General features: G+C 42.7%; 20 protein-coding genes. All 20 read right to left on the bottom strand.

The window, feature by feature from the left end; translation table 11 throughout:
* Entirely contained in the window at positions 1-918 is a 918-nt protein-coding gene (locus SM122_RS07915; RefSeq protein WP_324737943.1) for a dihydrodipicolinate synthase family protein, read from the bottom strand.
* A gap of 31 nt (positions 919-949) precedes the next feature.
* Positions 950-2056, bottom strand: a complete 1107-nt coding sequence (locus tag SM122_RS07910) for a Gfo/Idh/MocA family protein (protein ID WP_324737942.1) — start codon at positions 2054-2056, stop codon at positions 950-952.
* A 25-nt stretch (positions 2057-2081) separates the two neighbouring features.
* Positions 2082-2915 (bottom strand): carbohydrate ABC transporter permease, encoded by an 834-nt coding sequence (locus SM122_RS07905; RefSeq protein ID WP_045760232.1) that lies wholly within the window; start codon positions 2913-2915, stop codon positions 2082-2084.
* Positions 2915-3799: a carbohydrate ABC transporter permease gene (locus SM122_RS07900; protein WP_023920083.1), complete on the bottom strand. Its 885-nt coding sequence runs from the start codon at positions 3797-3799 to the stop codon at positions 2915-2917. The genes SM122_RS07905 and SM122_RS07900 overlap by 1 nt, the downstream gene beginning before the upstream one ends.
* Before the next feature lie 53 nt (positions 3800-3852).
* Positions 3853-5202, bottom strand: a complete 1350-nt coding sequence (locus SM122_RS07895) for an ABC transporter substrate-binding protein (protein ID WP_023920080.1) — start codon at positions 5200-5202, stop codon at positions 3853-3855.
* 113 nt (positions 5203-5315) lie between these two features.
* Positions 5316-5768: a YhcH/YjgK/YiaL family protein gene (locus SM122_RS07890; RefSeq protein WP_023920078.1), complete on the bottom strand. Its 453-nt coding sequence runs from the start codon at positions 5766-5768 to the stop codon at positions 5316-5318.
* Between the two features lie 162 nt (positions 5769-5930).
* On the bottom strand, positions 5931-6629 hold the full coding sequence (locus SM122_RS07885) for an N-acetylmannosamine-6-phosphate 2-epimerase (protein ID WP_009731987.1): 699 nt from the start codon (positions 6627-6629) through the stop codon (positions 5931-5933).
* 170 nt (positions 6630-6799) lie between these two features.
* Positions 6800-7186 carry an ABC transporter permease gene (locus SM122_RS07880; RefSeq protein WP_324737941.1) on the bottom strand — a complete coding sequence of 129 codons (387 nt, stop codon included), beginning with the start codon at positions 7184-7186 and terminating at the stop codon, positions 6800-6802.
* A gap of 158 nt (positions 7187-7344) precedes the next feature.
* Entirely contained in the window at positions 7345-8397 is a 1053-nt protein-coding gene (locus SM122_RS07875; protein ID WP_061590918.1) for a zinc-dependent alcohol dehydrogenase family protein, read from the bottom strand.
* A 163-nt stretch (positions 8398-8560) separates the two neighbouring features.
* Positions 8561-8884, bottom strand: a complete 324-nt coding sequence (locus SM122_RS07870; RefSeq protein WP_003009394.1) for a hypothetical protein — start codon at positions 8882-8884, stop codon at positions 8561-8563.
* A complete protein-coding gene (locus SM122_RS07865) occupies positions 8884-9189 on the bottom strand; it encodes a hypothetical protein (RefSeq protein WP_023920072.1) in 306 nt (101 codons plus the stop codon). The genes SM122_RS07870 and SM122_RS07865 overlap by 1 nt, the downstream gene beginning before the upstream one ends.
* 9 nt (positions 9190-9198) lie before the next feature.
* Entirely contained in the window at positions 9199-9750 is a 552-nt protein-coding gene (locus tag SM122_RS07860; protein WP_195327300.1) for a hypothetical protein, read from the bottom strand.
* Positions 9751-10001: 251 nt separating this feature from the next.
* Positions 10002-12653 (bottom strand): bifunctional acetaldehyde-CoA/alcohol dehydrogenase, encoded by a 2652-nt coding sequence (adhE, locus tag SM122_RS07855; protein WP_324737940.1) that lies wholly within the window; start codon positions 12651-12653, stop codon positions 10002-10004.
* A 403-nt stretch (positions 12654-13056) separates the two neighbouring features.
* The gene (locus SM122_RS07850) at positions 13057-14859 is read right to left on the bottom strand and encodes an acyltransferase family protein (protein ID WP_324737939.1); all 1803 of its coding nucleotides are present in this window, start codon (positions 14857-14859) and stop codon (positions 13057-13059) included.
* Positions 14849-15253 carry an MORN repeat-containing protein gene (locus SM122_RS07845; protein WP_070586627.1) on the bottom strand — a complete coding sequence of 135 codons (405 nt, stop codon included), beginning with the start codon at positions 15251-15253 and terminating at the stop codon, positions 14849-14851. Before SM122_RS07845 ends, SM122_RS07850 begins: the two co-directional genes overlap by 11 nt.
* Positions 15254-15278: 25 nt before the next feature.
* The gene (locus tag SM122_RS07840; protein ID WP_324737938.1) at positions 15279-15704 is read right to left on the bottom strand and encodes a low molecular weight protein-tyrosine-phosphatase; all 426 of its coding nucleotides are present in this window, start codon (positions 15702-15704) and stop codon (positions 15279-15281) included.
* 174 nt (positions 15705-15878) lie between these two features.
* Positions 15879-16445: a nucleotidyltransferase family protein gene (locus SM122_RS07835; protein ID WP_324737937.1), complete on the bottom strand. Its 567-nt coding sequence runs from the start codon at positions 16443-16445 to the stop codon at positions 15879-15881.
* Between the two features lie 6 nt (positions 16446-16451).
* Positions 16452-17450: a Holliday junction branch migration DNA helicase RuvB gene (gene ruvB / locus SM122_RS07830; protein ID WP_021154208.1), complete on the bottom strand. Its 999-nt coding sequence runs from the start codon at positions 17448-17450 to the stop codon at positions 16452-16454.
* 496 nt (positions 17451-17946) lie between these two features.
* Positions 17947-18987: an aldose epimerase family protein gene (locus SM122_RS07825; RefSeq protein WP_324737936.1), complete on the bottom strand. Its 1041-nt coding sequence runs from the start codon at positions 18985-18987 to the stop codon at positions 17947-17949.
* A gap of 81 nt (positions 18988-19068) precedes the next feature.
* Positions 19069-20238 (bottom strand): SIS domain-containing protein, encoded by a 1170-nt coding sequence (locus SM122_RS07820; protein WP_324737935.1) that lies wholly within the window; start codon positions 20236-20238, stop codon positions 19069-19071.
* Positions 20239-20280: the final 42 nt, after the last annotated feature.

The following is a 20280-nucleotide window of genomic DNA, read 5'->3' as shown; positions in this document are numbered from 1 at the left end:
TCAAAGGAATCTGGCTTTTGTGTCCTGAATGAGTTGAGCAGCACGTTGAATCACTTCTTGATCCGCTTCTACTACTGGCGTCAAAGGGGAGCGAACAGATCCCAAGTCCAAACCTTCATTGATACGCAAAACCGCTTTGATGACTGCATACATATTGCCATGAGCAGACGTCAAGACTCCGATAATGTCATTGATGGCAAACTGCAGGGCACGCGCAGTCTCCAAGTCTTTCTCAGCAATCAGCTGATTGAGCTTCAAGAAGAGTTCTGGCATCGCACCATAGGTACCACCGATCCCTGCATGCGCTCCCATGAGACGGCCACCTAAGAATTGTTCATCTGGACCATTAAAGACAATATGGTCGTCGCCTCCTAAAGAAGCAAAGGTTTGAATGTCCTGAACAGGCATCGAAGAATTCTTGACCCCAATCACCCGTGGGTTTTTCAACATTTCCTTGTAAAGGCTCGGTGTCAAAGCGACCCCTGCCAATTGCGGGATATTGTAGATGACAAAGTCTGTATGGGGTGCTGCTGCACTGATTTCATTCCAGTAGTGGGCCACACTGTATTCTGGCAAGCGGAAATAGATCGGTGGAATGGCCGCAATGGCATCCACTCCTAGTGCTTCTGCATGTCGTGCCAATTCCACACTATCCTTGGTATTGTTACAAGCTACATGAGCGATGATGGTCAATTTTCCTTTAGCCACTGCCATGACTTCTTCCAAGACCAACTTGCGATCGGCTACGCTCTGGTAGATACATTCGCCGGAGGATCCGTTGACATACAAGCCCTGCACACCTTTCGCGATAAAATATTCTACGAGAGCACGCACCCGCTCCGGGCTAATTTCCCCTTGGTCATCATAGCAGGCATAAAAAGCAGGGATGACTCCTTCATATTTTTTTAAATCTGACATATTTTCTCCTTTTGCCGTATCAGTAATATTATTAACCCATGATCTCTGATAATTTAACTTTTCGGTCCTCATTAATAGAACGAGTACAAGCATCAGCAGACGCAATTGCTTCCAACGCCGCTTCTCCGGTTAATAGTTTTTCAAATTCTTTTGATACAGGAGCACCATTCATTATGTCATGAAGATATTTCATTTCTTTATCAATAACAGAAGATAGCCATAATGGAGTTCGTTTCCCTGGTTTACCATAAGCAATGGCACCATCCATCTCAGTGCTATGATAAATTCTTGTACGGTCATCATCCTCTTCCTGAGATTCATGGATTAAGAAATAAGTTTCTTTTCCGTCTACTTTCAGAGTACCTTTACAATTAAATAGGTCTAATTTTATGGCACCTTTCGTTCCCTGAATCAGAACATAGTGTTCTCCCCAACGATAGGCAGAGCCCCATTCAAGCAAAGCAAATCGCTTACCAGAGAATTCCATATTGACAAAAATCATGTCATCTTCATCGCCAAAGTTTTCTCCTTGGTGAGCAACGTTTCCACCTGTCATCGTAACTGTTTCAGGAATACCTCCCATTAAAAATTGAACGCAATCCAACTCATGAATATGGTGGTAAAGATGTCCTCCTGATTTTTCACGAATTTTTTTCCATGAAATGGATGGTTGTTGTTCTTCCCAGCCATTTCTAGCTGTATGACAGTACAAAACATCTCCAATAACTCCTTGGTTGATCAATTCTTTAGCATGATGGACACCATTAAAGAAATTCATAATATGACCAGCCATGAAAATCACACCATTTTCTTTACATGTTTCTACCATCTCTTTACAATCTTCATATGATAGGGCAATCGGTTTTTCACAAAAAACATTTTTTCCATTCTGAGCAGCTTTAATAACGGGTTCTTTATGCAGATTATTAGGAGAAGCAACAATCACACAGTCCACATCATCACTTTGAACCAATTCATCGAGTGATGATGCCACTCGGGCTCCTAATTCTTCTGCTACAGCTTCTGCATTTTCCGGATCATACACAACTGTAATTACTGCTCCATCATTTTCTTTCATATATCTTGCCAATTCAGCACCAAAGTATCCTGTGCCGACAACACCATAATTTACAACCATTGTTTTTCTCCTATTTCTATTTTTACTATTTTACAGATCCTTCAGAAAGACCACTTGCGATTTTATTTTGGATAATTGAGAAGAAGATAATTGAAGGCAATACTACAATTACAGATGCCGCCATCATATCTCCCCAATCCAGTATTTCCGAACCATTTAATGAACGCAAAGCCACTGCAACAGTCATCTTACTTGTATCATTGATCAGGATCAATGCATAAAGAAATTCATTCCAGGCATTGATAAAGGTATAGATCGCTGTAGCAACAATTCCTGGTGCTACAATTGGTAATACCACTTTATAGAAGGTGACAAATTTATTCGCACCATCTATTTTTGCTGCTTCCTCGATTCCAATTGGAACTGTTTGAAAGAACCCTACTAACAACCACACTGCATAAGGAACACTAAATGAAAGATAAACAATCATTAAACCAATTAAACTATTGGTCAATCCAACTTTTGCAATGGCGATCGAATAAGGAATTGCCAATAAAATCGGAGGGAAGATATAGGTAATTACAAGCAACCGGGACATAATCGCCCCTAATTTTGGAAAGAATCGAACAATACCATAAGCAGCCATTGCAGAAATGATAATAGCGATAACTGTTGTCGTTAATGCGATTAACAAGCTATTTTTTATATTATTTATAAAATGTAGATCATTAATGACATGCGTAAAATAATCTAGAGTAAACTGTTTAGGCCAAAATCTTGTTGGAAATTGGGTTAATTCTCCTTTTCCTTTCACAGAAGATAGGAGGATCCAAACTAAAGGAAAAATTGCGATAATAGTTGAAATAACTAAAACAACATGTGACCCAATATCAAGGAGTACATTTGTTCTTCTCTTCATCATTTTCTACCCTCCTTCTCCCATTTACTAATTACTCCAAAGTAAATGAAACATACTGCCAATAAGAAAATAAATAGCAAGACTGTTACCGCTGAGGCACGCCCAAGGAGTTTTGTTCCCCATCCGAGATTATATGCAAATATTGGCAATGTTGTTGTTGCGTTTGAAGGGCCTCCACCTGTAATCAGATAGATAATATCAAAGTTATTAAAGATCCATACTGTTCTAAGTACAACAAGTAATCCGACTACTACTTTAATATGAGGTAAAATTACAAATCGAAAAACTTGCCAACTGGAGGCTCCATCAATCCTAGCCGCTTCAAACTGTTCCTCCGGAACCGTTTGTAAGGCAGATAGAACATTGACCATGATCATAGGGGCACCAAACCAAATATTAATAAACACTAAACAGATGAAAGCCCACGTACTTTCTGTCAAAAATCCAGGGACGTGATTCATCAGTCCTAATTTCACAATCAAGTTAGGTAGATAACCATATACTCCATTTAAGATCCATTGCCAAGAAAAGGCAATGACAATAGTTGGGAACGCCCAAGGAACAATCAACAATGTCCTATATAACTTCTTAAAACGTCTAACTCTATGCAATGCAAGTGCTAATACAAAACCAACAAGCACTTGTCCCACAAGAGAAAAGACTGTCCATTTAAGGGAGTTGAAGAAGGCATTGTAGAAATTAGGATCCGATAAAACTGCTTTATAATTTGCTAATCCTACAAATTTATACCGCGGCATGATCAAATGTTTGTTTGTAAAGCTAAAATAAATGCTGGAGAAAAATGGGTAAACAAATAATAGTCCAACAATGATAATAGCAGGTAACACAAACACCCATCGAGTCAAATTTCTATTTTTGACCATATGCTTTTTCCTCTCTAAAAACAGAGGCTACATTATTGTAGCCTCTGCTATTATTATTTAACATCAACTGCTACAGTTTCGAATAAATCGTTCAATTGTTTTTCTGCATCCTTAGCAGCCTCCATTGGATCTTTACCATTTGTAATAATATCTTGGAACATTTGTTCAATGATATGTTGGTTTGTTAACATTCCAGCTTGAACACTTGGACCATTTTCATATCCAATAGCTGTACCTTTTTCTGCTGCTTTTGTAATAACTTCTTCTGCATGTTGGAATTTCTTGCGAACGTCATTATCTTTATAGGCTGGATCATCACTAATTCCTTTGATGGCAGGCAACATTCCAACAGGAGTTGAATCTAAGAAGCTAATATAATCTTTCTTTTCATACAAAGATTCTAAGAATGCTTTCGCTACTTCTGGATGTTTGGAATTCTTCCAAACTACCAATGGAATATTAGAAGTTTCAATACCATAATCTTTATCTGATTCTTTTACTTTTGGAATCGGATAGGCGTCAATTGCATCAATCAATTGAGGGCTATTTGCTTGAATACCACCTACATGGAAACCTGAGTTAAAGTCAAAGGCTGTCTTTCCTTGATAGAACAAAGTAGCTTGCTGCAAGACATTAAAGTTCAATGAATCTTTAGGAGAAAATTCCTTGTACATCTTCACCCAATATTTAATTCCATCTTGGGCCAGCTTGCTTGTCAAGTTAGCTTTCAAATCTTTTGTCAACAGACTTCCGCCACCGCTTCGTACGTAGAAATTTAAGAAGCGTGTACCCATCAGGTCATTTGTCCCAAAAGGAACAGACAATCCATAAACTCCATTTTCTTTTAATTTTTTTGAAGCTTCATACAACTGGTCCCATGTTTTTGGAACTTCAATATTATATTGTTTCAATAAATCAGTGCGAACCCACATGACTTGAGCATGTGAATACAAAGGAACAGAATAAAAATTGCCATCAACCTTCGCTTCATCTAATGCTGTTTTATTAAATTTATCTTCTCCGATTTTCTTAACGGTATCATTCAATGGAACTAAGGCATCTGAATTTACCATTTCCATAACTTGGTTTGGCAAAGCTGTACTAATATCTGGAACATTGCCATTTGCTAATCCAGTCGTCCATTTTGTATAGAAGTCATTCCATGAAAATGTCTCAATCTTGATTTTAACTTTTGGATGCTTCTTCATGAACTCATCAGCTGATTTTTGAATACTTTCTAACCGAGGCCCCTGAGTAAATGAGTGCCACATTACAATTTCACCAGATAATTCTCCAGTTTTATTACTTCCTTCTGCATCATTTTTTGAAGATGAACATGCAGTGACAAACAATGCGAATAACGCGAGAACCAAAGCGAAAAGAATTTTCTTACTATTTTTCATTGTTTTCCTCTTTCTGTTTTAAATACAAAATATGTAATCAGCGCTTTGAAGACTTAACTTCTCCGAAAAAACTAACTATATTGCCTATCTCCTCCATTTTCTATTTAAGACATCTAATCAATCGCAATTTTGAATAAATATTTTCTGACTGTTTCTTCCTGACCTGAATAACCATTTGGTTGGTGAGGTTCACCAGGGAAGAAGACTGCAAAATTATGATAGCCCAAATGAAGTGGATAGAATTTCTCACAATGAACAAAGCCAATATCACTTGCTTCATCAAATGGAATAGCTTCATCTAGGATACGGGAACCGTAGCTAGAGAATTCATGCCCTTCAACTAATAAATGAAGGTCGGCATAACGGCGATGATGTTCAAAGCGATTATTTTCATCTTTGTTAAGGGTGTTTTCTTGAACAACGAGAAAGACCTTGTCACCGTCGATATCATATCTCCCTAGCTCAAAAGAATCTTTCCGGTGTTCATAGAGAAAATCAATCGCTTGATCCAGATTAGGATGAATCCCTTTGTACAATTTTATGTTTGTTAAATCATCAAATATCATCTATTTCTCCTTTAACACTAGATTTATGTTACAGAAAGTTAAGCAAATATGACTTCCTTCTTGAAATCTACATCGTTATCCCTTCACTGAAACATTCTCATTAAATGAATTCGACTACTCTCTATTGGGTCTCCTCCTCCTTCAATCTACTGTTTTGTTTTCTCATTTTAAGGCTGCGACAAAGCGCTCGGTGATCTCTTTCGGTCGGGTAATGGCGCCACCTACAACGATCCCGCGAACCCCAAGGTCATGGATTTTCTTGGCCTGATCAGGATAGTGGATCTTGCCTTCTGCGATGACATCCACTCCTGCTTGACAGAGGCTATGGATCAGTTCAAAATCTGGCCCATCAACCTTCGGACTGTAGTCCGTATAGCCCGAAAGGGTCGTTCCGACAAAGTCTACTCCCGCTTCGACAGCTGTCAATCCTTCTTCCAGAGTAGAGGTATCAGCCATCAAGAGTTGGTCTGGATATTTCTCTTTGACTTGATGGATAAAGTCACTAATCGAAAGTCCATCATGACGTGGACGTTTGGTACAATCAAGCGCAATGACCGCGATATCCAAAGCTGCCAACTCATCGACTTCTTTCATAGTAGCCGTGATAAAGGGTTCTTCAGGTGGGTAATCGCGTTTGATAATCCCAATGATCGGTAACTTGGTCACTTCCTTGATTTCCTTGATATCCCGGACACTATTGGCTCGGATTCCGACAGCTCCACCCTGCTCAGCCGCTTTGACCAAGAGAGGAATGACTCCTCCTGCTTCTGTATAGAGCGGTTCATGAGGGAGAGCTTGACAAGAAACAATGATGCCATCTTTGATTTGTTCAATCAGTTCATCTTTTGTAATCTTTGACATAACTCCTTCTCCTTTGATAATAAGGCAACTCGAGTACTTGTAAATTGATTATAATCTATTTTTAAAGCGCTTACAATATTAATCGTGCAATTGGATTATAGTTTCACATTTTAGGGAAAAATAAAAAGATCTCTGAAACTAGTTTCAGAGATCTAGGACATGGTGATTCCTTAGGCCATCTTTTCAGTCGCTTTTTCCTTTACGACAAATACAAAGCCAATAGAGCCGACGACGGCTCCAAGCAAGATCCAATAGACCATATCCGATGAAGCCATTGGGCCTGCCAAGAGACCTGCTAGTAAAAAGAGATCGATATACAGTCGGGTATCGCGATAGAAGGTCCAATTGAAATGGTAGCTACCTTCTGGATACTGACGTGTCGATACAGCCGGTTGAAAGACCTGAAGGAGGATCAAAATCCCGACAAAAGCAAGATAAGCCAGGCTAGCTACCGAAAGCGGAGCCCGCATCGTCAAAGCTACAGCCGCTAAAAGCAAGACCAAGATCCAGAAATGGAAGTCCATCCAGAATTCACGATGATAACAAAACCGTTTCATAAGATCACACCTTTCTCTTTATGTAATCGTTTTCTGTACTTCTATTATAAGACAACAAATTTATTTTGCAAGGAATCATTGGCTTTTGGGGGTTGAAAATAGGACCAGAATATCTCTGGTCCGTCTAAAAAAACTATGAACAAATATTAGTTGCCACTTCATTCACTGATATCATTTTCGATAATCACCTTGAGAGCATGGTTTTCACCCGCATGTTTAAAGACATCATAGGCTTTTTCAACTTCTGAGAGTTTGAAGTGGTGGGTGATGAGCTTAGTAGCATCGATCTTACCAGATTTTAGGACATTGAGCAACATTTCAGTGGTGTTGGCATTGACGAGACCGGTGTTGAGGGTAATGTTCTTGATCCACAATTCGTCCAAATTGAAGCTAACTGGTTTTCCGTGAACACCGACATTGGCAATATGACCTCCGACAGAGATGACGTTTTGGCAGACATCAAAGGTAGCAGGATAACCCACACATTCCATTGAAATATCGACACCACGACCATCCGTCACATCATTGATAAAGGCCTTAATTTCAGCGATATCACTGGAGCAGATGGTGTGAGTTGCCCCAAATTTCTTAGCTGCTTCAAGACGAGATTCAGATAAGTCCACCATAATAATCGTAGCTGGTGAGAAGAATTGAACGGTCAAAAGAGCCGCAAGGCCAATCGGACCAGCTCCAACGATACAGACATTGTCCCCTGGTTTCACATGAGATGGAAGCACTCCGATTTCATAAGATGTTGGGAGAATGTCTGAGAGCATGACCAAGGCTTCGTCATCCACAGTTTCAGGCGCATGATAAAGACTGCCATCCGCATGTGGAATATGCACATATTCTGCTTGGGTCCCATTGATTAAGTGACCCAAAATCCAACCACCATCTTCACAGTGAGAAGGCAGACTACGTTTACAGTAGTAGCAGGTATTACAAGCTGTGACACAAGAGATAATGACCTTGTCGCCCACCTTGAAGTTAGTAACCGCATCGCCGACTTCTTCAACGATCCCGATTCCTTCGTGGCCTAAAATTGTGCCTTCCTTACAAGCTGGCACATCTCCTCCTAGGATGTGAAGGTCTGTCCCACAGATGGTTGTCTTCAAGACACGCACAATGGCATCCGTTGGATTTTTGATCACTGGTTTTGGTTGATCCAGCAGTTGCAGATTGCCTGCAGATACATAAGTTGCAGCTTTCATAAGCGACTCCTTTTCTTTGTTGGTTTGATAAAACCATTTTATTTTCGTTTCTTTGTGAATATTATAACATATTAAGTAAAGGCTTACAATATTTTATGAGCACATTTTTAAAAGTTTTTTGAGCAAACAAAAACATTCCTCTTATCTCTACCAGAGGAATGTTTCAATCACCTTGTTCTAATTGTTGGCGCTGCTTATAGTACTCTTGCTGCTCGCGCTCACGTTCTTCTTCTAAACGCTCTTCATAGCGCTTGAGTTCTGCCTCAAACTCTTCTTGCAAGGCAAATAAACGCTCCAAGCCACTTTGAGCCTCCGCACTTGGGGCTTGAAAATGCAGGGCACTCAGCCAGTCTACTAAATTTTCTGTATGTTGGCGGACATCCATACGCATATCCGCATAATCCCACTCCAACTCGCTAAGTTTCTGGTTGAAGCGGTAATGTCGATCTTCTAGTTGTTCTAATTCACTATTTCCTGAATGGTACATCACATACCTCCTTTAATCGGACTCAATAAAATCGGCTTTTTCACTGATTTCAGTGCTGCTTCTGCCGCGTCCGCTGCTCCTCCTGTAAATCCATCTTTCAAATCATTAACTAGAGTTGTTGTAGCAAAAGAGCGCATTTTTTCGGATTGACCGCTCAAAGTCACCTGCAAACTCATCCCTTCCAACATCATCAAGGCTTTTTGCGTTGCAATCAAACTCCGAATTGCAATCCGCTCTTGCTCCTTTTTAATCTCTCGATGGAGCTCCTCAATTCGTTCTCTATCCTCTCCCAGGATCTCTAACATCTTTTTCTCCTACTTATGAAAATCAAAGGCCACTGCTTGTCCCTTATCCAAGTTCACCAATTGGGCTGATGCAGCTTCCAGTTGGCCTGCCAAATCTGACAGACGTGTCGAGTAGACCTTTGCTTGGGCCAGGTTTTCCGCCTCGACCGCTTGGTCCCAGCAAGTATCCATGGAGAACTCTCCTAATAATTGCTCCACTTCTGCATCTGTTAAAAATTGAGCCATGCTGTGGGCCATTTGAGACACCTCAGCAACCTTATGGGAAACCGTCTCCTTGGCCACTTCTAGCTGATCTTTGAGCTCGGCCTCAAAGACCGTCGCTTGCGCTGAAGCATTTTGCGCTACTGCCAGTACCAATTCCTCTCGTAATTGAATGGTCTGGGTACCAGATGCTCCTGCCAATTGCTGATGGAGACTCGGAATGCTGGGCCTTTCCTGCCCATACATGGAGACCACCGAAGCAGATGATGGCTGATTTTCTGAAGCGGACGTTGCCCGATCTCGTTGGGGCATTTCAATAATTTTCTGGGCCTGATCTTGCACTTCACCTTCTAACTCCATTTGAGATGGCCTCCTTTCTTGGATTTGTTTTTTCGTTTCCTATAACTGAAAAAGGATCCTAACCCTTCAGCTACAAGCAGATTCACACACTATAGGGTAACATAAAATAGCTCGGAATGCTATAAAAATAACACAATTTCTGAAAAAAAGTCTAATTTTTTATGAAAAAACGAGTTTTGGACCCAAATAGCAAAAATCCCCCGCTCTTTCGAGTGGGGGTAGCTGATAAACATCAGTTGTTCCTTGGCGTCTTATTTACGACGTCCTGGACGTTCCTTGTAACCATAGTAAGCATCTTCGATGATTTCTTGCATATGGTCTACCATTGGAAGACGTGGGTTAGCTGGTGAACATTGATCTTCATAAGCAAGGAAGGCCAATTCACGAGAATGTTTCTTCCATTCTTTTTCATCGATGCCTTGTGCTTTGAAGTTCATTTCGATACCACAGCGTTCACCGAGTTCGTATACAGCTTTTGCATAAGCTTCAACGGCTTCTTCTGGAGTAGAGCATGGAAGTCCTAGCATACGAGCGATATCTTGGTATTTTTCATCTGCACGGTAGTAGTTGTACTTAGGCCATGTAGCTGTCTTAGCTGGGCGTGTACCGTTGTAGCGGATAACGTACGGAAGCAAGATCGCATTGGTCCGTCCGTGGATGGTATGGAATTGCGCACCGATCTTGTGGGCCATTGAGTGAGAAATACCGAGGAAGGCATTGGCGAAGGCCATACCTGCGATGGTTGACGCATTGTGCATCTTTTCGCGTGAATGGAAGTCCGCATTCTTCACTGAGCTTTCCAAGTTTTCAAAGACAAGTTTAATAGCTTGAAGAGCAAGACCATCTGTGAAGTCGCTAGCCATTTGTGATACGTAAGCTTCAGTCGCGTGCGTCAAGACGTCCATACCAGTATCAGCCGCAACAAATCCAGGAACTGTCAATACCAAGGCAGGGTCTACGATTGCCACAGTTGGTGTCAATGAGTAGTCAGCGATTGGGTATTTACGGTTGTTTGCTTTATCAGAGATAACGGCAAATGGAGTTACTTCAGATCCTGTACCAGATGTAGTTGGGATCGCGATGAATTTAGTTTTCTTACCAAGCAATGGGAATTTAAAGGCACGTTTACGGATATCCATGAATTTTTGTACAAGGTCACGGAAGTCCACTTCTGGTTGTTCATAGAAGAGCCACATTACTTTAGCCGCATCCATTGGAGATCCACCGCCGAGAGCGACGATAGTATCTGGTTTGAAGGCACGCATGATCTCTGTACCACGTTCAACAGTTGTGATATCTGGATCTGGTTCAACGTCTGCAAAGATTTGGTAAACTACCTTGTTGCGACGAAGGTCAAGCTGTTCGATGATACGATCAAGGAAACCAAGCTCTACCATAGCGTGGTCTGTAACGATCATGACACGTTCAACGTCACGACATTTTTGTAGGTATTCAATTGAATCACGTTCAAAGTATGTTTTTGAAGGAAGTTTCATCCATTGCATGTTATTTCTCCGGCGTCCGACTTTTTTGATATTCAAGAGGTTGATGGCACTAACGTTGTCCCCAACAGAGTTGCGTCCGTAAGAACCACATCCAAGTGTCAATGATGGCAAGAAGGCATTGTAAACATCCCCGATACCACCGAAAGTCGAAGGAGAGTTGCAGATCACACGAATGGCTTTAACTGCTTTACCAAATTCTTTGGTCAATTCTTCGTCTGCTGTATGGATAGCAGCTGAGTGACCAAGACCGTTGAATTCAACCATTTGGCGAGCTTTGTTAATTCCGTCTTCACGGCTTTCAGATTTCAAGACAGCGATGACTGGTGACAATTTTTCACGAGTCAAAGGCTCTTTTTCACCAACTTCTTTACATTCTGCCGCAAGGATATTGGTTCCTTCTGGAACTGAGAAGCCAGCTTGTTCTGCGATCCATGCTGCTGGTTTCCCAACGATGTCCGCATTCAATTTCGCACCCGCACAGTTCTTGCTGTTGGCTTTCACACCGAAGCAGAACTCTTCAAGAAGGGCTTTTTCTTTTTTGTTGACAAAGTAAGTGTGGTAAGATTTGAATTCTTCAACAAACTCATCGTAGATTTCTTTATCGATGATAACCGCTTGTTCAGATGCACAGACCATACCATTGTCAAATGATTTAGACATAACGATATCGTGTGCTGCTTGGCGGATGTTAGCTGATTTTTCAACATAGGCAGGAACGTTTCCGGCACCTACCCCAAGAGCTGGCTTCCCACATGAGTATGCCGCTTTAACCATGGCATTCCCACCAGTCGCAAGGATCGTAGCAACTCCTTCATGGTTCATAAGGGCACTGGTTGCTTCCATAGAAGGTTGGGTAATCCATTGCACACAGTTCTCAGGTGCTCCAGCTGCAATTGCCGCATCGCGTACGATTCGTGCCGCATGAGCAGATGATTCTTGAGCAGATGGGTGGAAGGCAAAGACGATAGGGTTCCGTGTCTTCAAGGAAATCAATGCTTTAAAGATTGCTGTTGAAGTAGGGTTTGTTGTAGGAGTGATCCCACAGACAACTCCGACTGGCTCCGCAATCAAAGTTAAACCAGTGACATCATCTTCTGAAATGACACCAACTGTCTTGGTGTGACGCATGTTGTTCACAACGTGTTCACAAGCGAATAAGTTCTTCGTCGCCTTGTCTTCAAAGACCCCACGACCAGTTTCTTCATAAGCATGAAGAGCGAGCTCACCGTGTGCGTCAAGAGCAGCTACAGATGCTTTCGCTACAATGTAGTCCACTTGCTCCTGGTTCAATTTGCGCATTTCTTCAAGCGCTACGAGCGCTTTTTGCACCAACTCGTCTACGTGTTTTTCAGCAGCGAGTTTCTTTTCTTCAGGTGAGAGAGTTTTTTTATCAGCCATTTGATGCTTTCCTCCAATGTTTGAAACCCTTATCCTTTTCTAGAACTTTTTTCATGTTTTCGGAAATTTTCAAGAATAGTGTAAGAAATTTCGATTTGTTAATTATTTCACAATATAATTGTACTCTATTTTGAGATTTTTGTAAACACTTCCAAGCAACTTTCACAAAGATTTTTTTGAAGTTTGTGAAAATTTTATCAATCCTATTGCTGTGAAAGTAATCATCTAGCAAAATTGTGAAAAAATAATTAAAAAATTTTTTTCTTCACAAAGTGATATTTTCAATTGATTTATGTAAGCGTTTTCTTAATCTTACTAAAAAAAGCAGCTTTTTACAAGTAAAAAGTTGCTTTTTGTTTTATTTTGTTAGGATTTGTTTTGTTTCAGTTTCAGAGAAGCATTTTTACTTCTTGACCGGACCCTTTTCGGCCTTATCAAGGGCTTCTTTGACTGTTTGAGCATAGAGTTCCCCACCATTGGTTTCCATATTGAAGTGAACAGAGTCTGTTCCCACCCAAATGTTTGGATTTTCAATTGCTACTTGGTACCAGTCCGCAATGGTGATAAAGTCGTATTTCTTTGCTAGTTCCAACTCATAAAGACGGGTTTGAACCGATTCACTGGACTGATCGTTGGCATAGCGACCATCATATGGTGTCACAAGGATCAGGCGACGGCCTTTTGGAAGTTTCTCAACATACTGATCCAGCAATTCTTTGTAGTTGCTTACAGTATTGGTTCCTAGGGCAATGACCACATTTTTTAGGAGAACTTTATTGGAGATGTCAGTCTCAAAGACCTTCATTCCATTTTCCAACTGACGACTCACCACTGCATCAATCTGGATGCCAGGGATGGCTTTAGTCAGGTAGTCCTGCGCTCGCAAGTTAACCGAATCACCGATCATGGTCACACCATTTGAGACGTTATAGTCTGTTGCAGTCGCATTATCCACTTGCGTCCGTGTGACCTGCATTTTGCTGTCTGCTTGATTGAGCCCACTCACTACCAAACTCTCATCAAAAGCTCCGACGGTTGGTGCAAAGGCGGAGATTCCAACCATCAAGAGAGCCAGTGGAATCATGAGGTAAAAGATCGGTTTGGTCAAAAAACTGAGATCCATCTTCATGCCAAAGACACGAGGCTCCTTGCCTGCAATGGTTGGCTCCAAAATATAGAAGGACAGAGCCGTTAGAATCAAGGAAACGATCGTCGTCACAAGGGCTGCCATCATATTTCCCAAATGTTGAGAGAAGATGATAAAGAAAGGCCAGTGGAAAAGATAGACACCATAACTGGTATCTGCCAAGAAATTGAGGATGGCTGGTTCTTTTTTATCTGGCGTCTTCTCATGGAGAATGCGGGCCGACAGAATCATAGCACAAGCTGCGATTGTCGCTGCTAAAAAGCCAAACAGATAGGTCCACAAGCTATCAAATGGCAAGAAAAGACTGAGCACAAACAAGAAGGCAAAGCTTCCACCCAAGACCGATAAGGTCTTTTTCATGCTCCAAGACTGCACCAGCTTTGTAAAGTTCGGGCTGACATTAGCAATCCCTGTCACCGTTGCTAGGCATGATCCCGCAAAGAAGGGGAAGATGTGAGTGAAGCTAGAAAAATAGATGGTAGAGAAATTGGCTGTCAGAAAGGCACGGATGAACATGGACAAGAAGGTGAAGAGAAAGAGCCCGCTGGATGCCAGGAAGAACATACCTCGGTACTTTCCAACCGTCTTAGCCCGCTTAGCCAAGAACCATGCCAAAAGTGCCCAGAGCACATAGTAATGCACTTCTAGGGCCAAACTCCAGGTATGAAGGAAGAGATGTGGAATGAAGTTACTTTCGTAACTACCACCCGTTGCCATCTCAAAGAAATTGGTCACAAAACCGAAGACCGCCGCAATCTGAGTCCCAATACCAGCCACGTAGTCCCGTTGGACCATAAAGGTAAAGGGCATCACGACCAAGACCATAAAGACAAGGGGTGGTACGATCCGGTAAAAGCGCCGTTTCAAGAATGCCAGGTAGTCGATTCCTTGCTTGCGCGCAAATTCATCGATCAAGAGCGCTGTAATCAAAAATCCTGAGAAGGTGAAGAAAATATCTACCCCAATGAAGCCTCCAGGAAAGGCTTTTTGGAAGAAATGGTAGAGCAATACCAATAAGAGTCCTGTAACACGGACTAGTGAAAACCATTTAATGCGCATTTTGATAAATCCCCTGCTTGAATGTTCCTTTGTATACGACGTTGGCTTCTGTGGTTAAGGTGCCTTTGCCCTCCGGCTGGCCGTTAACAAACTGCCCTTCATAGGTCCAACCATCCTTGGACTTAAACTTACCATAGCCGCTAAAAGAGCCGTTGACGAGGTTACCTGTATAGGTATCCCCATTTTTAAAGGTGACGGTTCCCTTGCCATTCATCTTGCCACGGACCAAACTTCCGTCGTAACGGATCGCCCCCTTATCCAAGGTCAAGACGCCCTGACCTGGAATGGCTGAAAGGAAAACCAGCAAAGCAGATAGAATAATCACGACTAATGCTGCTATTTCTAAATTTTTTCGCGTCAGATAGACCTTATAAGTCTCATAAAATTCTTTCATATTCATTCTCTCACATATCAAACTCTTAGGAAGTTGCTAACTGATCTAACCAAGCCTTACAGCCGCTCAGGACTCTGGAATAGGTCTCCTCAAAATCACCGGTATACCACGGATCTGGCACACATTCAGCAGCAAAAAGATGAATCTTGTGTTCTGTTCCTGCAGGAGCCATTTGCTTCAGATCTGCTACATTGTTTTCGTCCATCCCTAGGATCAAATCAAAGTTGTAAAAATCCTCTTCCTTGATCTGTAAGGACGTCTTGGCTGGATCATATGGGACCTGGTGTTGTTGAAAGATTTTCTGGGTTCCCCGATGGATGGGATTGCCATGTTCCCAGCTCGAGGTGGCCCGACTTTCAATCTCATACTGATCCGTCAAGTCCTTCATGACAAACTCCGCCATGGGGCTCCGACAAATATTTCCTAAGCAGACAAAGACGATTTTTTTCATGATTCCACCTAACTCCTTGTTCGGACTGCCCAACCTAGCTGAGCCCTTCGCTTTCCACTATGGAAAACCAGCATACTATTACTATTATAACAAAAATGTGACAGAAAGATGACAAAGGGGCTCCATCATTTTAAAGAAAAATCAGATTCCTTTTTTCAAATCTGATCTGTTTCTCTATTTTGGAAAACGAACCTCTAATGGAGGCCATTTACTCTGCCAATTTTTCTTTTTCATCCGCTCTGTATAAACCGCTAAACGCTCTGGACTGGCTAAAAAATGCGGAGTCGGCTGAACGATGAAGTCTTCGATATCCTTTGTCCCATAAGGGAGAAAGAGCTCTAGCTGACCATCTTTCCTTAGGCGAACTGCAAGTGCCGTACACTGCTCGGGGTATTTGGAAACCGCATCACAGGCACTGCGATATGGAGCTGTCCCCGGGCTATGCTGGTGCATGTAGACTTGATTTTTCACTTCCCAAGCGTACTGGGGATAGGTCTTCTTTAATTCCTGCTCGATCTGGAGAGTCTCCTCATAACTGATCGCAGGGTCATAAAAGACCAGATCCATATCCGTCGTCGCGTCAAACCCTGGTTTTCCAGAGAGCTGGTTCCAGATGAAATTGCGCACCGCGCCCGCCGCTAACCAGGCATCTGTTAGGTTGAGATCTCGAATGATAGCCAAGACAGTCATCATCTCCGGATCCGCTTGAATTTGTTCTACTATTGCTTCTTCCGTCAGCATCTTCTTCTAGTCTCCATTGTAGGGATAACCGAGGTGTTCGTAGGCCTTGCGGGTCGCCACGCGCCCTGTCCGGGTCCGCATGATAAAGCCTTTTTGAATCAAGTAAGGCTCATACATGTCCTCAACGGTCTCTCGCTCTTCAGCAATATTGACCGATAGAGTCCCAAGCCCGACCGGGCCACCGCCGTACATTTCAATCATGGTACGCAGGATCTTTTGATCGACATAGTCCAGTCCTTCATGGTCCACATCCAGCATAGAGAGGGCCTTGTCTGTAATAGTATCGTCAATTAAGCCATCGCCCATGATCTGGGCAAAATCGCGCACCCGTTTGAGCAAGCGGTTGGCAATCCGAGGAGTCCCACGACTACGAAGAGAAAGCTCTTCGGCAGCCTCGTGGGTAATTTCCATCTCAAAGATCTCGGCGGTCCGCTCGACAATCTCTGTCAAATCATCTTGCTCATAGTATTCCATGTGTCCGGTAATCCCAAAGCGAGCGCGCAAGGGATTGGACAACATACCAGCTCGCGTTGTCGCCCCAATCAGAGTGAAAGGAGGAAGGTCCAGATGGACACTCCGGCTGCTCTCACCAGCGCCAATCATAATGTCGATGTAAAAATCTTCCATGGCGCTGTAAAGCACTTCTTCGACTGACATAGGAAGACGGTGGATCTCATCGATAAAGAGGACATCGCCTGGCTCTAGATCATTGAGGATAGCTACCAAGTCACCAGCCTTTTCAATGACAGGACCAGAAGTCTGCTTGAGATTGACGCCCAGTTCATTGGCAATGACAAAGGCCATGGTGGTTTTCCCCAGCCCCGGAGGGCCAAAAAGAAGGACATGATCCAGCGCTTCATCCCGAAGCTTCGCCGCCTCAATAAAGATTTTTAGCTGGTCTTTAACCTTATCTTGACCGATATATTCATGTAAATATTGCGGGCGCAACGTCCGTTCAACGGCCTCTTCATCGCCCATGATTTCATTGTCTAAAATTCTACTCATACAGTCTATTATAGCAAAAAATGATACCTTCGCTACCATAAATAGAATGTGTTTTTTAAAGATCCTGGTTCTCACCGTCGTTCGAACTGCGTCAACGTACCTAAACTCGTCTACGTCCCTATCAGGCTTGGTTAGATGAAATAGGTTTAGTAATAATTACATAACGCAGTGGTTGATTGGTATCTTTGTTCGCTCTTATAGCTCCAAAGATTACCTAATCAACTGTGCGGGGGTGAGACAACGAACAATTTTAAAAAATTGTTCTGTCTCACTCCCAGAAAAAAAGCCACCGGTTTTGGTGACTCTTATAGGGAGATTATTATGAAAAAGTTTTAGGAGTTTTATCATTCAAAGTTAGGAGGTCTTTGATGATGGTATTAGTATACGATAGGAAGCTTAAAATTTCCTTATAGTTTTTCTAAAAAATTTTTTTCGAGAAAAAGAGGATGTCCCAAGCAAGGATTTCACATCCTTGTTTGGGTCACCCCTTTCCTCCTTATTTCTTAGCGATGGCATGGTAGCTAGTCTTGCTTGTGAAGACTTGACCTGCTCTCAAGATAACCTTTTCAGCCTGGTCACTGTGAATGGCATCTGGCACTGTTTGGAATTCTAGAGCCAAGCCATTGTGTTGAACCATTGGTTGGCCTTGCAGACGAACGGTTTCATCTACGAAATTAGCTGAATACACTACCAAGGCTGGGGCTTCTGACTTGAAGGTCAAGAAACGTCCAGATGGCTGATGGTAAAGAAAGCCAGCATTTTCATGCCCTTCTGGAAGAGCAAATGGATGGTCTAATCCTTCTACCAGACGGATTTGCGGATCAGAGTCCTTAAAAAGATCCTCCAAGAGCATAGCTTGGTAGAGATGCTGAACAACCGGACTTTCTCTATCCACGGTCTGAAGAGGAACACCGTCTGGATGGATAGGGTAAAGCCCTTGATGGTTGATCTGAAAGACATGGTCATTGATCGGTTGGGTGAAGTTCCCAGATAGGTTGAAATAGCTGTGGTTGGTCGGGTTAACTAGAGTATCTTGATCCGTTTCTACCCGATAAGCAATCTCGAGTTCACCATCTTCCGTCAAACCATAGGTTACCCAGATCTTGAGATTTCCAGGGAAACCACCGGTTCCATCCGCCCGTTCTGTATAGAGAGTGATTTCCTGATCCGTTACCGATTCCACGCTAAACAAAGCGCTGTCCCAACCCGTCGGTCCACTGTGGTTGCAGTTGGCACCGTTATTGGCTTCCAAGTGATAGGTTTGACCATTAAGCTCAAAGCTGGCCCCTGCAATCCGGCCTGCTACCGGGCCAATACTAGCCCCATATTTAGGGCTATTGCCCACATAGTCCTCAAAGCGATCAAAGCCTAAAATAATATTCGTAAACTGGTCTTCTTTATCAGGCGTCACATATTCTAAGATCGTCGCCCCATAGGTCATGACAGATAATTGGTAGCCCTTATCATTTTCGAAGCGATAAGCACGAACTTCCTGATTCTTCCATTCCCCAAACACGCTTTCTTGATACTGTTTCACAAACCTTCTCCTCTCACAGTTTTTCTCCATTGTATCAGTTTCACAAGAAGAAACACTCCACTTTTTATAGAAAATTAGTGGCTATTCTTTATGAAATGGATGAATGATTACCCCTTGAACAACCCGATTGACGGTACCAGTCGGTGAAGGTGTGTCTGGGCGATTTTGCACCTTGAGCGAAGTCAAAAGAGAAATCAATTGGCCATAGATAATGTATGGGAAGGCACGGTAGATATCTAGGGAGTCTGCTGAAGATGCTACAAAAACTTCCCGCACATGCTCAATCCCAGCAGCTTGGTCGGTCAAGAGGACGACCTGACGGGCAATCTGATCCCCTGCAACTTCTCGAACCAAGTCCAGATCATACTGTCGGGTATAAGGATCAATGGATCCAAAGACCAAGACGAGGGTCTGGTCATTGATGAGGGATTTCGGACCGTGACGGAATCCGACAGGACTCTCATACATGGTTGCGATTTTGCCTGCTGTTAATTCCAAAATCTTGAGCTGGGCTTCATGGGCTAGACCAAAGAAAGGTCCTGCCCCCAGATAGATGACGCGCTCGAAGTCTAGATCGACCACTTCCTTGACCGCACGGTCCTTCTCCAAGATTTGCTCAGACAGATCAACCAGCTCTTCTACTCGTTTTTCCTTGATCTCTTCCTCGCTTGGATCAAAGACCAAGAGAGCTGTCAAAAGCATGGAGGTAAAGCTAGAGGTCATCGCAAAGCCAGCATCGTTGGTTTCTTTTGGTTGGAGAAGCAAGAGATTGCGCTCATCCCCGTGGGCTTGCTGGGCCAGTTTTCCTTCTTCGGCACAGGTAATGGTGATCTGATAGAGCTCATCGACTAGATCTTGAGCCAACTGCACGGTTGCGACACTTTCTGGCGAATTGCCACTCCGGGCAAAGGATACTAAAACTGTCGGAACCTCTTTTTTCAAATAGGTTTGAGGATGAGCTACGATATCCGTCGTCGCAATGGATTGAAAATTCCAGTGGCGTTCATCATGCACTTCCTGCAAGTAAGGAACCAAGGTATCTCCCACATAGGCTGAGGTCCCTGCCCCTGTCAAGATGACCTTGATATAGTCATGCTCTTGCCCAATTTTTTCTAAGAAAGTTTTTATTTCCGCTTTTCTTTCTTGGTACAAGCGAGCCGTTTCTTTCCAAACACTTGGTTGTTGGTAGATCTCACGAGTGGTGATCTCTGCTCCTAGCTCCTGCAAGTCTTCTTTTGTATAGTCTAACATAGAAACTGTTGTTCCTTTCTACAATCTAACGTTGATAAATGG

The organism is Streptococcus gingivalis, assembly GCF_035544715.1.
GTDB classification, from domain to species: Bacteria; Bacillota; Bacilli; order Lactobacillales; family Streptococcaceae; genus Streptococcus; species Streptococcus gingivalis.
Note: the sequence above shows the minus strand (reverse complement) of the source record. Positions and strands in the feature narration are given on the sequence as shown.

Excerpts from the sequence above, each read along its gene's own strand:
- SM122_RS07915 (WP_324737943.1), bottom strand. The coding sequence starts at position 918 with ATGTCAGATTTAAAAAAATATGAAGGAGTCATCCCTGCTTTTTATGCC.
- SM122_RS07910 (WP_324737942.1), bottom strand. The coding sequence starts at position 2,056 with ATGGTTGTAAATTATGGTGTTGTCGGCACAGGATACTTTGGTGCTGAA.
- SM122_RS07905 (WP_045760232.1), bottom strand. The coding sequence starts at position 2,915 with ATGAAGAGAAGAACAAATGTACTCCTTGATATTGGGTCACATGTTGTT.
- SM122_RS07900 (WP_023920083.1), bottom strand. The coding sequence starts at position 3,799 with ATGGTCAAAAATAGAAATTTGACTCGATGGGTGTTTGTGTTACCTGCT.
- SM122_RS07895 (WP_023920080.1), bottom strand. The coding sequence starts at position 5,202 with ATGAAAAATAGTAAGAAAATTCTTTTCGCTTTGGTTCTCGCGTTATTC.
- SM122_RS07890 (WP_023920078.1), bottom strand. The coding sequence starts at position 5,768 with ATGATATTTGATGATTTAACAAACATAAAATTGTACAAAGGGATTCAT.
- SM122_RS07885 (WP_009731987.1), bottom strand. The coding sequence starts at position 6,629 with ATGTCAAAGATTACAAAAGATGAACTGATTGAACAAATCAAAGATGGC.
- SM122_RS07880 (WP_324737941.1), bottom strand. The coding sequence starts at position 7,186 with ATGAAACGGTTTTGTTATCATCGTGAATTCTGGATGGACTTCCATTTC.
- SM122_RS07875 (WP_061590918.1), bottom strand. The coding sequence starts at position 8,397 with ATGAAAGCTGCAACTTATGTATCTGCAGGCAATCTGCAACTGCTGGAT.
- SM122_RS07870 (WP_003009394.1), bottom strand. The coding sequence starts at position 8,884 with ATGTACCATTCAGGAAATAGTGAATTAGAACAACTAGAAGATCGACAT.
- SM122_RS07865 (WP_023920072.1), bottom strand. The coding sequence starts at position 9,189 with ATGTTAGAGATCCTGGGAGAGGATAGAGAACGAATTGAGGAGCTCCAT.
- SM122_RS07860 (WP_195327300.1), bottom strand. The coding sequence starts at position 9,750 with ATGGAGTTAGAAGGTGAAGTGCAAGATCAGGCCCAGAAAATTATTGAA.
- adhE (WP_324737940.1), bottom strand. The coding sequence starts at position 12,653 with ATGGCTGATAAAAAAACTCTCTCACCTGAAGAAAAGAAACTCGCTGCT.
- SM122_RS07850 (WP_324737939.1), bottom strand. The coding sequence starts at position 14,859 with ATGCGCATTAAATGGTTTTCACTAGTCCGTGTTACAGGACTCTTATTG.
- SM122_RS07845 (WP_070586627.1), bottom strand. The coding sequence starts at position 15,253 with ATGAAAGAATTTTATGAGACTTATAAGGTCTATCTGACGCGAAAAAAT.
- SM122_RS07840 (WP_324737938.1), bottom strand. The coding sequence starts at position 15,704 with ATGAAAAAAATCGTCTTTGTCTGCTTAGGAAATATTTGTCGGAGCCCC.
- SM122_RS07835 (WP_324737937.1), bottom strand. The coding sequence starts at position 16,445 with ATGCTGACGGAAGAAGCAATAGTAGAACAAATTCAAGCGGATCCGGAG.
- ruvB (WP_021154208.1), bottom strand. The coding sequence starts at position 17,450 with ATGAGTAGAATTTTAGACAATGAAATCATGGGCGATGAAGAGGCCGTT.
- SM122_RS07820 (WP_324737935.1), bottom strand. The coding sequence starts at position 20,238 with ATGTTAGACTATACAAAAGAAGACTTGCAGGAGCTAGGAGCAGAGATC.